General features: G+C 68.1%; 15 protein-coding genes. 5 read left to right on the top strand and 10 right to left on the bottom strand.

Going from position 1 to position 13,976, the window contains the following annotated elements:
• The first annotated feature begins 26 nt into the window (after positions 1-26).
• Positions 27-977, top strand: a complete 951-nt coding sequence (locus tag O7623_RS30595; protein ID WP_282226383.1) for a zinc-binding alcohol dehydrogenase family protein — start codon at positions 27-29, stop codon at positions 975-977.
• Between the two features lie 34 nt (positions 978-1,011).
• Positions 1,012-1,722, top strand: coding sequence for a DNA alkylation repair protein (locus O7623_RS30590; RefSeq protein WP_282226382.1), 711 nt, complete (start codon positions 1,012-1,014; stop codon positions 1,720-1,722).
• Positions 1,723-1,896: 174 nt separating this feature from the next.
• Here the strand turns inward: O7623_RS30590 and O7623_RS30585 are convergent, their stop codons facing one another.
• The 5 genes from O7623_RS30585 to O7623_RS30565 form a co-directional block, all read right to left on the bottom strand.
• The gene (locus O7623_RS30585; RefSeq protein ID WP_282226381.1) at positions 1,897-2,328 is read right to left on the bottom strand and encodes a hypothetical protein; all 432 of its coding nucleotides are present in this window, start codon (positions 2,326-2,328) and stop codon (positions 1,897-1,899) included.
• Positions 2,329-2,359: 31 nt separating this feature from the next.
• Entirely contained in the window at positions 2,360-2,620 is a 261-nt protein-coding gene (locus tag O7623_RS30580) for a hypothetical protein (protein WP_282226380.1), read from the bottom strand.
• A complete protein-coding gene (locus O7623_RS30575) occupies positions 2,617-2,997 on the bottom strand; it encodes a DUF2089 domain-containing protein (RefSeq protein WP_282226379.1) in 381 nt (126 codons plus the stop codon). Before O7623_RS30575 ends, O7623_RS30580 begins: the two co-directional genes overlap by 4 nt.
• A 230-nt stretch (positions 2,998-3,227) precedes the next feature.
• Complete coding sequence (locus O7623_RS30570) at positions 3,228-4,562, bottom strand: cellulose binding domain-containing protein (protein ID WP_282226378.1); 1,335 nt, start codon at positions 4,560-4,562, stop codon at positions 3,228-3,230.
• A gap of 44 nt (positions 4,563-4,606) precedes the next feature.
• Positions 4,607-6,211 (bottom strand): ricin-type beta-trefoil lectin domain protein, encoded by a 1,605-nt coding sequence (locus O7623_RS30565; protein ID WP_282229661.1) that lies wholly within the window; start codon positions 6,209-6,211, stop codon positions 4,607-4,609.
• A 478-nt stretch (positions 6,212-6,689) separates the two neighbouring features.
• Here O7623_RS30565 and O7623_RS30560 point away from each other — a divergent pair, with 478 nt between their 5' ends.
• Positions 6,690-6,899: a hypothetical protein gene (locus O7623_RS30560; RefSeq protein ID WP_282226377.1), complete on the top strand. Its 210-nt coding sequence runs from the start codon at positions 6,690-6,692 to the stop codon at positions 6,897-6,899.
• A 299-nt stretch (positions 6,900-7,198) separates the two neighbouring features.
• A complete protein-coding gene (locus tag O7623_RS30555) occupies positions 7,199-8,296 on the top strand; it encodes a glycoside hydrolase family 11 protein (protein WP_282226376.1) in 1,098 nt (365 codons plus the stop codon).
• A gap of 77 nt (positions 8,297-8,373) precedes the next feature.
• Here the strand turns inward: O7623_RS30555 and O7623_RS30550 are convergent, their stop codons facing one another.
• The 4 genes from O7623_RS30550 to O7623_RS30535 all read right to left on the bottom strand — a co-directional run bounded on the left by O7623_RS30550 (position 8,374) and on the right by O7623_RS30535 (position 11,771).
• Positions 8,374-9,150 (bottom strand): GPP34 family phosphoprotein, encoded by a 777-nt coding sequence (locus tag O7623_RS30550; RefSeq protein WP_282226375.1) that lies wholly within the window; start codon positions 9,148-9,150, stop codon positions 8,374-8,376.
• Complete coding sequence (locus O7623_RS30545) at positions 9,126-9,374, bottom strand: hypothetical protein (protein WP_282226374.1); 249 nt, start codon at positions 9,372-9,374, stop codon at positions 9,126-9,128. Before O7623_RS30545 ends, O7623_RS30550 begins: the two co-directional genes overlap by 25 nt.
• 448 nt (positions 9,375-9,822) lie before the next feature.
• Complete coding sequence (locus O7623_RS30540) at positions 9,823-10,353, bottom strand: GNAT family N-acetyltransferase (protein WP_282226373.1); 531 nt, start codon at positions 10,351-10,353, stop codon at positions 9,823-9,825.
• Positions 10,350-11,771: a hypothetical protein gene (locus tag O7623_RS30535; RefSeq protein ID WP_282226372.1), complete on the bottom strand. Its 1,422-nt coding sequence runs from the start codon at positions 11,769-11,771 to the stop codon at positions 10,350-10,352. The genes O7623_RS30540 and O7623_RS30535 overlap by 4 nt, the downstream gene beginning before the upstream one ends.
• A 252-nt stretch (positions 11,772-12,023) precedes the next feature.
• Here O7623_RS30535 and O7623_RS30530 point away from each other — a divergent pair, with 252 nt between their 5' ends.
• Positions 12,024-13,088, top strand: a complete 1,065-nt coding sequence (locus O7623_RS30530) for a helix-turn-helix domain-containing protein (protein WP_282226371.1) — start codon at positions 12,024-12,026, stop codon at positions 13,086-13,088.
• A gap of 221 nt (positions 13,089-13,309) precedes the next feature.
• On the opposite strand, the gene O7623_RS30525 is transcribed toward O7623_RS30530, so the two are convergent.
• Positions 13,310-13,963 (bottom strand): response regulator transcription factor, encoded by a 654-nt coding sequence (locus O7623_RS30525; RefSeq protein ID WP_282229660.1) that lies wholly within the window; start codon positions 13,961-13,963, stop codon positions 13,310-13,312.
• Between the last annotated feature and the right edge of the window lie 13 nt (positions 13,964-13,976).

Genomic DNA, 13,976 nt, shown 5'->3' with positions numbered 1-13,976 from the left:
CGGCCACCAGCCGCTACGGAGCCCAGATGAAAGCAGCAGTCGTCACCAGCTACAGCGCACCACCGCGTTATCAGGACCATGTCGACCCGCGAGCGACCGGCGAGCACGAACTGGTGGTCGACGTACTCGCCGCCGGCCTGCACCCCCGCGTCCGGATGCAGGCCAACGGTTCCCACTACACCAGCTCCGACGAGCACCTGCCCCTGGTGCCAGGCATCGACGGAGTGGGACGTGGACCGGACGGCACGCTGTGGTACTTCCTCACGCTCGGTGCCGCACCCGGCTCGATGGCCGAGCGCGCACTGATCGACACCAGGCGCAGCATCCCGCTGCCCAACGGCGCCGACCCGGTGACCGTGGCCGCCACGCTGAACTGTGCCATCGCGTCCTGGCTCGCGCTGAGCCGACGGATCACCTTTCACCAGGGCCGCAACGTCATGGTCATGGGCGCCACCGGGGGCACCGGACAGATGGCGGTCCAGGTGGCCCGGCTGTTCGGTGCGGACCAGGTGGTCGCCGTCGGCCGGGACGCCGGACGCCTGGCCGCCGTCCCCGGTGCCACCGCCACCGCGCTCCTCGACGACCCCGAGCAGATTCGCCGCGTCGGCGCCGAGGTCGACGTCGTCCTCGACTTCCTCTGGGGAGCCCCGGCAACCACCACGATGGCTGCCCTCGTCGCCGGGCGCGCCGACCCGCCCGGCAGAGCCCTCACCTGGATCAACCTCGGTGAGATGGCCGGCCACGAGACGCCGGTGCCGGCCGGGCTCCTGCGATCGTCGCGGCTGGAGCTGATCGGTAGCGGTCAAGGGTCGTTGAGCACCGCCGAGATAGCCGCCGATCTGCCCGCCGTGGCCGCGGAGATCGCCCGCGGTACCTTCGCCGTGCCCGCCACCGTCGTACCGCTGCACCAGGTGGAGCAGACCTGGCCGCTGCCCGCCGACAGCAGCACCCGCATCGTGTTCACCCCCGACGGGTGAGACCACCGCCGACCAGCGGTAGATTCGGCGGTCGATGGCCACCAGTGACGATGTCCGCCGGGAACTCGCCGCCCTCGCCGACCCGGGTCGCGCCGAGCAGACGCGCCGGTTCCTGCAGATCCGACCCGGCGGGTACGGCGAGGGCGACCGGACGATCGGCGTACCGGTGCCGGACCAGCGTCGGGTGGCCGGCCGGTACTGGCGTGACCTGTCGTTGGCCGAGACGACCCGGCTGCTGACCAGCCAGGTGCACGAGGAGCGGCTGACCGCGATCTTCATCCTGGTGCGGATGTTCGACAAGGGCAGGCAACGGCAGCGGGCCGCCATCGTCGACACCGTGCTGGCCCACACCGACCGGATCGACAACTGGGACCTGGTCGACTCGTGCGCCCCGTACATCGTCGGTCCCTGGTTGATCGACAAGGATCGGACGGTGCTGGACCGGCTGGCCGCCTCCGACCTGCTCTGGGACCGACGGATCGCGATCATGGCGACGTTCGCCTTCATCCGGGCCGGGGACTTCGACTGGACGTTGCGACTCGCCGAGCGGCTGCTGCACGACCCGCACGACCTGATCCACAAGGCCGTCGGCTGGATGCTGCGCGAGGTCGGCAACCGCGACCGTACGGTGGCCGAGTCGTTCCTGACCCGCCACCAACGCGACATGCCGAGAGTGATGCTGCGGTACGCCATCGAGAAGTTCGAGCCGCAGCGCCGCGCGGCGTACCTCGCCGGAACGGCCTGACCGCCCGGGCTGGCTTGCGTTATCGCGGCAAAACGCGTCGAGGTGACGTACACACACCTCAAACCGCAAGGATGACGTGCGTAGCCGTCACCTCGACGCGGGTTCACGCCGGCTACTACGGCTGCCCGCCCGGCCCCGTGGTCCGCGCGGGCAGCCGACGCGGTCGCGGCGAGGTCATTCGCAGAAGACCTTCACCTTGACGTCGGTTTGGTCGACGTCGACGGTGAGGTCGTCGAGCTGCTCGACCAGATCCTCGATGTGCTGCGGCTTGAGCTGGGTCAGGTCGATCGGCACCCCCGACTTGCCCAGCTCGGCGTTGACGTGGGCGAGCGCCTGCGGCGGGATCAGGCTGGTGAGCCGGACACCGGCGCGCAGCAGCTGCAGTGGGACCCGTACGTTGATCCGGGCCGGTCCGTCGCCGCCGGCTTCCTCGGCCGAGTCCACGACGACGCGCAGATACTTCGGTCTGGTCTTCGGGCGGGGCGGGTCGCTGGCTGCCGGCCCAGGCTGCTCCCGGTCGAGGGCGTCCATCAGCTGCTCGGCCTCGGCGGCGGTGATCTTGCCTTCGGCCAGCATCTCCAGGATCTGGCGGCGTTGCTCGTTCATCTCGTTCTTCTCCTTCGCTGTCGTTCTCGGCTCAGCTGACACTGACCAGCAGGGCCGTGCGACCCTGCGCGAACTCGATGCGGGCGCCGGGCAGCGCCCACAGCAGACCTCCGGCGGCGCGCAGCGCACCGGTCGGGCTGACCCGGTAGACCAGGCAGGCGATCAGTCCACCCAGGACGGCGATCGTCAGCAGTGGCGACAGCACCAGCAGCACCGGCAGAACCGGGACCCACAGCCGCCGTCGGCGGCCGTCGCCCTGACGCCAGCGCACCGTCACCAGCTGCGGCATCATCGGGGCCCCTCCAGCTCGGCCAACGCCTGCTGGACGTCGATCTCGCCGCGACGCAGCCGGTCGACGACGTCGGCGCTGGCCGACGTCGGGCCGGTGTCGGCGATGTCGAGCTGCTCGACGAAATCGAGCTGCTCGGCGATCCGGTTCAGCCGGGACTTGACCGTCGGGTAGCTCACCCCGAAGATCCGCTCCATCTCCTTGATCGACCCGTGCGACCGGACGAACGCGGCGACGAAGACCTGATCGTCGGCGCTGAGCTGCGCCAGCTGTGGCGGCTCGAACTGGCCCTCGACGGCGACGCCGCTGCCGACCAGCCGCACCCGCTCGACCACGAACGGCTGCCCGCGCGTCAGGTCGGTCAACTCCTGCCAGTCCACTGCTCGGCTCCCCTGCTCTCGGCGATGTGCTCGCCACTCATTTGTACCTCACTTTTCTCGTCCGTACCACATCTTGATCTTGATTTTCTTGATGTTGATCTTAATTTTTTTTATTTGGCCAGCTCAGTGGCCCGGACATGCGACTGGCGGCGGACCCACCCACCCGTCGCACGCGCAGGACGCGTCGACAGGTGAGGGATCCGCCGCCAGTCGCGGGCAGCGGGGTGCGGTTACGGGCTGGAGCAGCTCACCGCCGGGCTCGACGGGGCACCGCTGCCGATGAACCCGAAGGTCGCCGTACCGCCGGCCGGCAGTGCTCCGTTGTAGTCGACGTTACGGACGGTCACGGTCGACCCGCTGACGCTCAGCGCACCGTTCCAGCTCTGGCTGATGCCCTGACCACCGGCGAGGGTCCACCGGGTGGTCCAGCCGTTGATCGCCGCGTTGCCGGCCCGGACGGTCACCTCGCCCTGGAACCCACCCGGCCACGAGCCGATGGTCTGGTACGTCGCGGTGCACGCACCGGTCGCGGGCGGCGGGGTCGTCGGCCCCGGCGGCGGAGTGGTCGGCCCCGGCGGCGGAGTCGTCGGGTCCGGACCCGGCGTGGCACCGAACTGGGTGAAGAAGTCCCAGGTCTCCCCCGGCAGCCAGGTCCGGGTGCCGCTGTCACCGGGAGCGCCGTCCTGCGGTGCGGCGATGTGGCCGCCGTCGAATGCCGCCCACACCACCGGGTAACCGGCCCGGCAACCCGAGTACGTGGTGGTGATGTGGGTCAGGCTGCCGACCGCCGGCTCTGGCGGGTTCTGCGGCGTACAGCCATTGTTGCGGACGAACCGGTCCCGCATGGACCGGCCGCTGGCGATGACGTCGCTGACGCCGTGCGCCCCGAAGTACGCGATCGGCTGGGTGCCGCCGCTGCACCCGCTGAGCTCCCGGGGCGGACCGTAGAGCGCCACCGCGCGGAACACGTCGGCCCGGGCACAGGCCAGGGCGTAGCTCATCGCCGCGCCGTAGCTGAACCCGAGCGCGAACCGCTGCGTCGTCTCGATGCACAGGTTCGCGTCGAGTTGCCGCAGCAGGTCGTCGACGAACGTGACGTCGGAACCGCCGGTGTTGGCCCAGCCGTTGTCGATGCCCTGCGGGGCGACGAAAATCGTGCTGTTGTCGGCCAGCCGGCGCAGCCCGTAGTAGGACCAGACGTCCCGCTGCACCGTCTGTCCGGTGTCGACGTCGACCGCCGTACCGCCCCACCAGTGGAAACCAAGGACCAGGCGGTACGGCTGATTCTGGTTGTAGTTGTCCGGCAGCCGCAGAATGTAGCTGCGGGTCCGGCCGCCGCTCTGGACCGTACGGGTGCCGCTGGCCAGCCCCGGCGCGCGACCGCAACCGGCCGTCGCAGCGGTGATGCCGACGGCGTCGCCGGACGCGGCGGTGCTGGCCGTACTGGTGTCGGCGGCGGATGTACGGGTGTCGGCGGCCGCCGCACCCACCGTCGTGACGGTGAGCGCCGCGACCAGCAGCGCCGCGACTCCGACCGGTCGGAACAAGGATCTGGGTCTACGCATCAGGAATCTCCCAGTGACGCGGTGAGTGGACACGGACGCGTCGGCTACGCACGGCTCCAGCGCTGGTTGGAGTTGCCGTGGCAGGACCAGACGATCACCGCTGTGCCGTTGGCGGTCCCGTTGCCGTTGACGTCGAGGCACAATGACGGGAACTGGACGCTGCTCACCGTGCCGTTGCCGTTGAGGGTCCACTGCTGGTTGGCGCCGCCGTGGCAGTCCCAGACCACGACCCGGGAGCCGTTGGTCGCGTTGCTCGGGATGTCCAGGCACTTGCCGAGGACCCGCAGCGTCTGGCCGTTCTGGGTGATCTGCTGGTTGGGGTTGCTGTGACAGTCCCAGATCAACGTCCCGGTGCCGTTGGCGGTGTTGGAGTTGTCCAGGTCGAGGCAGCGGCCGGACGACTCGCTGCGCAGCCGGAACGTGGTCGCGGGCGGCGGGTCGACGGTGCCACCGCCGCTGACCCGGTAGACCACCGTGCCGTGTGCCGGGACGCTCGCCGAGATGTTGCCGGAGGTGGTCGAGGTGCCGTTGGTCCAGGCGTCGAGCAGGGTGAACGAGGAGCCGGACTTGCCGATCGCCGCCGCCGTGGTGGAGACCGTCGTGGTCGAGTTGCCCTGGTTGAACAGGGCGACCGCGACGTCGCCGTTGGCCAGCCGCTTGGCCAGCACCCGGCGGGTGCCGTCGTTGGAGACCTGCACCGCCTGGCGGCCCAGCGAGTCCTGGTTGATCGCGATCAGGTGCTGGTTACGCAGGATGTTCAGCGTCGCCGTGCTGGCCGAGCGCAGGTCGTTGCCCATCATCAGCGGCGCGGCCATGATCGCCCAGAGCGCGAAGTGGCTGCGCATCTCGGTGTCGGTCATGCCGCCGTTGCCGACTTCCAGCATGTCCGGGTCGTTGAACCCGCCCGGTCCGGCGTACCCGGCCAGGGGCACGTTGACGTTGACGATGTTCTGGATGCCCATCGGGTAGCCGTTGGTCTGGCCGCTGTCCCAGGTGTTGGTGATGTCCTCTGTGGTGCGCCAGAGGTTCGCCACGTCGCTCCAGTTGCGCTGCGGCCCGGTCTTCTCGTGGATGCTGTTGGAGTTGATGCTGTAGACGATCGGCCGGCCGGTGGAGGCCAGCGCGTCGCGCATGATGCTGAACCGGGCCACCTGGTCGTTGATGGTGCCGGTCGGCGAGCACCAGTCGTACTTCAGGTAGTCCACGCCCCAGGCGGCGAACTGCCGGGCGTCCTGATATTCATGGTTGAGGCTGCCGGTGGCGCCGGGGAAGGAGCCGAAGTACTGGGCGCAGGTCCGGTCCAACGGCACCTGGTAGATGCCGAACAGCAGGCCACGTGAGTGCAGGTAGTCGCCGAGGGCCTTCATACCGCTCGGGAACCGCTCCGGGTGGGCCTGCAGGTTGCCCTGCGCGTCGCGGTTCGGGTTGAACCAGCAGTCGTCGACGACGACGTACTTGTAGCCGAGATCGCGCAGTCCGTGGTTGACGATGGCGTCGGCCATCTGGCGGATCAGCGTCTCGTTGATGTTGCAGCCGAAGGTGTTCCAGGTGTTCCAGCCCATCGGCGGCGTACGGGCGACCCCGTTGTCCAGCGCCTGTGCCGGGGTGGGGGCCACGCCTTCACTCGCCACGGTCGTCGCCAGCGTCATCGCGAGCACGCCCAGGACCGCGGTCAGCCACTTCTTGGGTTTCCACACGTGCGTCTCCTTGTCTACCGGTCGACGTCTACCGGCGTCGACCGGTGGCGGACGGAACATCGCCACGGCGGTCGGGTCGGCCGTCACCGGGGGCGGACAGCCGATCACCGGTGCTCGGCCGGGTGGTGCGGCCGGTGATCTGCAGGCCGTCGGGTCGGGTCCGGCCTGCTTCCGTGGTGCGGATACCGGGCGACGTCACGAAGGTGTCAGCAATGTTAACGCTGACATCGGTACCTGTAAATGAGCTACCCTCGCTCGCATCGGGCAGAACCGGTTCGTGCCGTCGCCGAACTGTTTCCGCCCGGTGCCGGCCCCGTGACCCGCCCTCCGGGTCCGGCAGCCGGGACGTGGTTAGCGATCACATTGCTGCGATGGCCGATGATCAGGCGGTGACGCCCACGCGGCGGCCACCGCCGGCGAGTTCGGCGACGTGCAGTTCACCCGGCGCACCAGCGGCAGCGCGCTGTTCGTCAACCCGCTGATGGCGGTCTACTTCACCGTCGACCTCGACACACTCGCCGCCCGATGCCTCTACCTGGACCGGATCGAGAACACCTACGGCAGACGGCAGGTGATCACGCGCATCGAGGCGTTCCGCGACGAGGTCTCCACCCGCATCCCCCGCGCGTACCCGCACTGAACGAACTGCCCCCCCTGCCCGCTCGGACCAGGCGCTGGCATCGGTCTGGCTGGTCGGTGGCGCCGGTCGGGCAGGAACTCTTGACTGACGCCGCACGCCAAGATAACGATAGTTCTCAATATAGATGCGAGACATTCCGTCCACCCAGGCGCAGCACCGGCGCGTGGTGGCGGTCGTCCCTCGACCGCACCCACCCACCCCGCCGGTTGCTTCGCGCCGCCTCGCACAGGGAGAAGCACTCGAAGATGAAGAACGTCCCCCCGCAACTTGAGAAACACCGCCGCGGCCGCCTGCTCAGAATGCTCATCAGCGGTGCCTGCGCCGTAGCGCTGGTCACGACCGGCACCGCCGTACTCCTGGCCAGCCCCGCCCACGCCGAAGCCGACCGGCAGGTCTGCTCGAACACCACCGGCACGCACAACGGGTTCTACTTCTCGTTCTGGAAAGACAGCGGCGACGCCTGCATGGTGCTGCGCGAGAACGGCCGGTACTCCAGCTCCTGGGGCAGAAGCACCAACAACTGGGTCGGCGGCAAGGGCTGGGCCACCGGCAGCCGCCGGACCATCAGCTACTCGGGCAGCTACAACCCGGGCAACAACAACACCTACCTCGCCCTGTACGGATGGACCCGCAACCCGCTCATCGAGTACTACATCGTCGAGAACTTCGGCAGCTACAACCCGAGCAGCGGCGCCACCCGGCTGGGCACGGTGACCACCGACGGCGGCACCTACGACATTCTGCGCAGCCAGCGGGTCAACGCGCCGTCGATCGACGGCACCCAGACGTTCTACCAGTACTGGAGCGTCCGGCAGCAGAAGCGGACCGGCGGCACCATCACCACCGCCAACCACTTCGACGCCTGGGCCCGGGTCGGCCTCAACCTCGGCAGCAGCTGGGCCTACCAGGTCATGGCGACCGAGGGCTACCAGAGTCAGGGAAGCTCCGACATCACCGTCTGGGAAGGCGGCAGCGGCAACCCCGGGAACCCGGGCAACCCCTCCAACCCACCCTCCGGTTCCGGCCAGATGATCGTCGGTCAGCAGTCCGGCCGGTGCCTCGACGTCCCGAACGCGAGCACCACCAACGGCACCCAGCTGCAGTTGTACGACTGCTGGGGTGGTGCCAACCAGCGGTTCACCCAGACCTCGAGCAGGCAACTGACAGTGAACGGCAAGTGCCTGGACGCCTCAGGTGGCGGAACCAGCAACGGCACACCCGTGATCATCTATGACTGCCACGGCGGCGCGAACCAGCAGTGGAACGTCTCCAACGGCAGAATCACCAGCGCGCAGTCCGGGTTGTGCCTCGATGCCGGCGGCAGCGGTAACGGGGCGATGATCCAGCTGTACAGCTGCTGGGGTGGGTCGAACCAGCAGTGGAGCCTGCGGAACTGACCGCTCGCCTCGGGGCCAGGCACTGACGGGTCTGGCCCCGAGGCAGGTGTCTGGGCCGGCGGCGCCGGCGGTCGTGGTCACCGCCGGCCCCGTCGGTCGTGCCGGCTCCGTCGGTCATGCCGGCTGTGCCGGCTTCGTCCGTCGGCGGCGGCAACGTGTCGCACCAGCTGGTCGACCCCCGGTGGTACGGGGGTGAGCAGCTGCCGCAGCTGCCGACGGGCGGTCAACGTGTCCACGCCGAGGATGTGGCCGCCGAGTCCGGTCGCCACACAGAGTCGGGCCAACGTGCTGTCGTGCACGCTGAGGCGGGTGCGGCGGCGTACGCGCATCGACAGCCGCGCCCACGGCCAGGCCGCGACGTTCGTGTCGACCGGCGGGTAGACGGTGTCCCGACGCCACCAGCGGCGGACCGTGCACGGCCGCACCAGCCCGGCAACCGTGAGCCGGTCGGCGACACTGCGGTACGCGTGCCCGGCGAGCCGGTCGATCCAGGCGGGCGGCGGGTGCGGTGTGTCGGTGTCGATCCAGCGCAGCACCGTACGGCCCCACGAGTCGACCGCACCTGGCGGGGCCGTACCGGTGACGACGCTGCCGGTCGCGGCGACCGTGACCGCGCCGACGAAGGCCAGGTCGGCGAGCATCGCGGCGGCCAGCCCACGCCCGACGACTCCGGCTGGGGCGCGCAGTCGGCCGGTCACGTCGTCGTGGGCGATCAGGAACAGCTCGTCGGCGAGCCAACCGGCCGGCGGAAACGGTACGGCCGGCTCCGCCAGCGGTGCCGCTGCGGGTGTCGTGGTGGACCAGTCGCGGGTGCAGGTGCGGTAGACGGTCACCGGCCGGCCCGCCTCGTCCACGCCAGGAACCGGGTGAACAGCTCCCCCGGCGTCGCCTCCTCCGGCAGGTCGGCGATCGCCTCCACCATCCGCTCGGCCGCGTACATGCTGCGCGAGATCGGGTCCAGGTTCGCGGTCAACTCGGCCCGCGCGTACTCACACGGCCAGTCGACCTGCGGCCCGCACCCCGAGCAGGACCAGACCGGCCGTACGGGCACGTGCAGCACGTCGTCTCGGCCGGTCACCGGTGCTGCACCCCGGCCTGGTTGCGCCACCGCCGCCCGCGCACGCTCGACTGCGACTGAGGCGGTGGCGCGGTGCCCCAGGTCCGCTCGATTGGTGCGGTGCAGTCCGGGCAGGTCAACGTCTGCCCGCACACTGGACACCACCGGTGCCGACATCGGCACAACACGAACCCACCCACCACGCCAACCAGCAGACCGGCCACGGCTGCAAGCAAAATCCACAACGCTCCTCCAAAGCAGACACGAGTGAGGCGTCCGAGGGTGCGATCCGTCGGCCCGACAACGGGCCGCCATGACGTGAGAGCGGATCGCAGATCCAGTTGACCAGCACCAAGTGGCTACGGGAATGCACGCCAACCGTGAATGCCGTGAACGGCAGGAGCAATGCGTGAACTACATGAACTTCCAACGCGGCGATTCAATCGAACCGCGAAGGTAGCGAGTAACGCTATCGGGCGCTGACCTGCTCGACCACTGACTCAGAGACCGGAGACAACCACTTCATAAATGCACGGTTGATCGCCGGATCACGGCCGGGGACGTAGGCGTCGATCGGCTGATAGCCGTTCTCAGCGAAGAACGCGAGCGCGGCGGTGTTGCGGACTCCGGTTTCGAGGACTGCTCGCCGCGCACCCCACCTGGCCGCCTGATCTTCGAGGCGTTCTAGCATCGCACGTCCGACCCCGAGGCTGCGTGCCTCGGGAAGGAGGAACGTCTTCTTTATCTCGACCGTGCCGGTCTCCCGTTCGTACCAGCGGCAGCCACCGCAACCTACCGGGCCGCCCTGTCGGTAGGCGACGAGGAAGATTCCGTTTGGAGCCGCGAACGCCGCTGGGTCGAGAGCGGCCGGCTCAGCGAAGCCGTACCGGCCAACCTGCTCCTGGTAGAAGTTGCGCAGCAGGAGCGCCGCGTCCGGGTGCCGCACGCCGCGTTCGAGCAGCGCAAACCCGTCAGGGAGGGCGGTGTGACTGTTCCTCACATCCTCGATAATGCCGCATCGAACTCCGGAAGGAACTCGGCGACGGTGGCGGAGCGGGACCGCCGGGCCAGCATCGGGCGAAGCCCTCGGAGGTAGCTCCGCCCGCGTGGCGACTGCACAAGCGGCAGCAGGCCCAGGCCGGCCCGCATGACCGCCACGGCTTCCGGCACGTCGCCGCGTAGCAGGTGCGCCCTCGCGAGGAACGTGAGGTGCAGCAGGCCGGATCGTGCGTACGGAGGTGCACCACCGGCCCGGTGCGGGGCGATCATGGTGGCGACGGCACCCGCGAGCAGGTTGATCCCCTCGTCGAGGAGCCGGCTGCGGTTCGCGGTGGTCCGCTCCGCGAGAACGACCAGTCCCTGCCCGGTTTCCGCACTGAGCTGCTCCGGACTCAGGTAGTAAAGGAACGAGGTCTCCGCCGAATCCTGACTATGATCGAGCGCATCGATGGCCTGATCAGCCGACCTGCGGAATCGAGACAGGTCCCCGTCAGCCGCCGCAGCGGTAGCTTCTCGTCCCAACAGCCGAGCCCGCAACCGTCGGTATGGGGAACGCCCCTCAGCGGCCGCTGCCTCCGCCAGGCGAACGGCATCCGCGCCGTGGCCCGCGAAGGCCGACACGTAGCTCAGCATCCCGATGGCGTTGGCTGCCCGGTCGCTCGCACCGGATGCCCGACACACGCCGACGCTCAGCAGCAGATACCGCTCGGCGGAGCCGTAACGACTGGAGTCAAAGTGCAGCCATCCGAGAAGCTGAGACAGGTCGGCCACGATAGCCAGCAGACGCCGGCCGGTCGCCGCGTCATAGTTCGCGTGGTTGACGAGATCGACGACGTTGCGTAGCTCTGCGGTGACGTATCGGAGACTCAGCGTGCCGCCGCCCTGGCGATCGTCGAGTTGGCGCAACGCCGCGACGTGAGCTGCGATCAGGTCCACCTGCTCCGGAAGCACGTACTCATGACCAGCCCGATTGCGCGCCACGAGGACAGCACTCCGGAGTTGGTCATGGATCGTAGCCGTCAGGTCAGCGCCGGACGCATCGCCGATGGGGCTGCTCGGCGCAGATGTGGTGACGGCGAGCCTGCCGAGTTCGCGCAGCAGATCGTCGAGGTGCGCCATGGAGCCGAGGTCATCGACTGCCGACTGTTGCCCGGTCGCCGCGCCGCCTCGCCCTGGCCACAGTTGATCTACGGAAACCGGATAGCCGAGCCGTTCGGAGAGCACAGCAGCGGCCAGGTCCGGGATGGGCTGCCGAGGGCAGAACCCACGTCGCACCCAGGCGTACCCAGCCGTCGGATCGAGTCTGAGCCGGTCCCGCCCCTGACTGGACAGCCTGGCGTTGATCGCTACCACAAGCTGACGTGGCCCCCACTCCGCGACATGCAGCAACTCCGCCAGCGATGTCGACGCTCTGTCCACCCGAACCTCCGCGTGTCGGTGCTCCCCATCGCAACCTACCGATTGAGCTGCGACGACCGCTGTCCTAATCCGGCGGGCCGCCGAGGTTCACGAGATTCACGATGAGGACTGGGGGACAGGCCAGGTGCCGCCGGTGAGCAACGGAGCGATCTTGCTGATCATCGCCAGAGGTGCGTCCACAGCCAACTCCGGACTGGTCTCTCCAGCGGACAATGGGTAGACGTCAATCGTCTTTGGAGTAGAGGGACGGCCATGTACGTGCTGTATGACACCAGATCTGTTCACCCGCTCGAGCGGTACGAATATGCCCGCGAGGGCGCTGCTGCCGAGCTGGCCCCAGTTGCCATCCACGGACGCGCACCAGACAAGTTGCTCGCAGTGATGTCGGTCGCCGAGATCGGCGACTTCAAAATCGAGGAAGTGACGTGGGCTGCAGACTCCGAGATTATCGGAAACCGAACCGGCCGCCTCATCAGGGCCTGCGACCCAGGGTGCTACCGCCTATTCCTGAGCGTCAACGGCAACGCCCAGATGGAGCAGGCAGGCACCCAGGTGTCCTTCCGCGCTCGGGACATTGCATTGTATGACCTATCTCAGCCATGGCGGGCTATACACCCGATGGGAACCAAACCGATGCATCTGGTCATGCTGACATTCTCGCGAAAGTTGATACCAATGCGCCGATCGGCGATAACGTCACTCGCCGGCACCGCAATTCCACGAAACCTTCCCGGGCGCAGCCTGATCGCACAGTTCCTTATCGAGCTGACCAATGCAGCCACTGAACAGGGAGACGAACCGGATCTCGCAAACACCCTACGCGAGTGTGCGGTCGGGCTGATCCGTCAGCGACTCAACCAACCGAACGGAATCACACCGCGCACTCGACGACTGCTACATAGGGCACGTATCCGCGCCATCCTTCACCGACACCTCAACGACCCGGCATTCGGTCCCGAGAAGCTTGCGCAGATAGCCAACGTGTCACCGCGCTACCTGTTCAAGATATTCCAGAACACTGGATTCACTCCAATGCAACTGCTCAAGAAGGTGCGTCTCGAAGCATCCCACCGAAGCCTACGCGACCCCTCGCTGGCCAGCACACCCATCAAGGCCATAATGGCTATGCACGGCTACCTCCGCCCTGACCAGTTCGCCCGGGACTTCAAACAGCATTTCGGCGTCTCCCCGACAGAGGTACGCAGTCCTGCTTCCCAACCGAGAACCAGACGCCACGGAGAACTGCAGATCGCCAGACCTGCAGCGATCCCCACAAGCTCGCCGGAGCCTAACCCCAATAACGGGCCGGCGACATGACCCTCGATACAGAGACCAGTGAACCACGCGCCCAACACATCCAAGTCGAAGTCCGGTTCATCCTCCCTCGCCGACTCATGTGGCTACTAGCCGGCGTTGCCATCGGCAACGTGGATCTAGGTAATGACTTGCTGGAAAAGGCAAGTCCTCTTATACGAATCATCCTATCCGGTTGAGTGACCGCACCCGAGCCTTCACCGATCATGATCTCGTGTGAGGTGTCACGCGCTCGGTGAGCCGCGCAGGTAGGTGAGGACGGCGGAGACCCGGCGATCCGAATGCGGGTCGAGCGGAAGCTTGGTGAAGATGTTGCCGATGTGCTTGCGTACCGCTGCCTCGCTCACGAACAGTTTGCCGGCGATCGCGCGGTTGGTGTGGCCTTCGGCCATGAGCGCGAGCACTTCGCGTTCGCGTTCGGTGAGGCCGGCGAGTGGGCCGTCGGCCCGCCGCAGCCTGACGAGTTGGCGGACGACCTCGGCGTCGACGACCGTACCGCCGGCGGCGACCCGGTCGATGCTGTCCAGGAAGTCGCGTACGTGGCCGACCCGGTCCTTGAGCAGGTAGCCGATGCCGCCGCCGGGGGTCGAGTCGAGCAGCTCGCCGACGTAGGCGTCGGCGACGTAGGCCGACAGCAACATGATCGCGACGCCGGGTTGAGCGGCCCGGATGGTCGCCGCCGCGCGCAGTCCCTCGTCGGTGTGGGTGGGTGGCATGCGGATGTCGGTGATGACGAGGTCGGGGTGGCAGTTTCCGGCGTACGTGAGCAGGGCGTGCGCGTCGGCGACGGCCGCGACGACCTCGTGGCCGGCGCGTTCGAGGATCCGCACCAGCCCTTCCCGGAGCAGGGCCGCGTCCTCGGCGACCACGATCCGCAGCGGGTTCTGTGGC

Origin of the sequence: Solwaraspora sp. WMMD791 (genome assembly GCF_029581195.1) — a bacterium.
GTDB lineage: Bacteria > Actinomycetota > Actinomycetes > Mycobacteriales > Micromonosporaceae > Micromonospora_E.
Note: the sequence above shows the minus strand (reverse complement) of the source record. Positions and strands in the feature narration are given on the sequence as shown.

What these genes read in the sequence shown, in the direction of transcription:
- O7623_RS30590 (WP_282226382.1), top strand. Translation starts at nt 1,012, where the DNA reads ATGGCCACCAGTGACGATGTCCGCCGGGAACTCGCCGCCCTCGCCGAC.
- O7623_RS30585 (WP_282226381.1), bottom strand. Translation starts at nt 2,328, where the DNA reads ATGAACGAGCAACGCCGCCAGATCCTGGAGATGCTGGCCGAAGGCAAG.
- O7623_RS30565 (WP_282229661.1), bottom strand. Translation starts at nt 6,211, where the DNA reads ATGACGCTGGCGACGACCGTGGCGAGTGAAGGCGTGGCCCCCACCCCG.
- O7623_RS30580 (WP_282226380.1), bottom strand. Translation starts at nt 2,620, where the DNA reads ATGATGCCGCAGCTGGTGACGGTGCGCTGGCGTCAGGGCGACGGCCGC.
- O7623_RS30570 (WP_282226378.1), bottom strand. Translation starts at nt 4,562, where the DNA reads ATGCGTAGACCCAGATCCTTGTTCCGACCGGTCGGAGTCGCGGCGCTG.
- O7623_RS30530 (WP_282226371.1), top strand. Translation starts at nt 12,024, where the DNA reads ATGTACGTGCTGTATGACACCAGATCTGTTCACCCGCTCGAGCGGTAC.
- O7623_RS30555 (WP_282226376.1), top strand. Translation starts at nt 7,199, where the DNA reads ATGCTCATCAGCGGTGCCTGCGCCGTAGCGCTGGTCACGACCGGCACC.
- O7623_RS30595 (WP_282226383.1), top strand. Translation starts at nt 27, where the DNA reads ATGAAAGCAGCAGTCGTCACCAGCTACAGCGCACCACCGCGTTATCAG.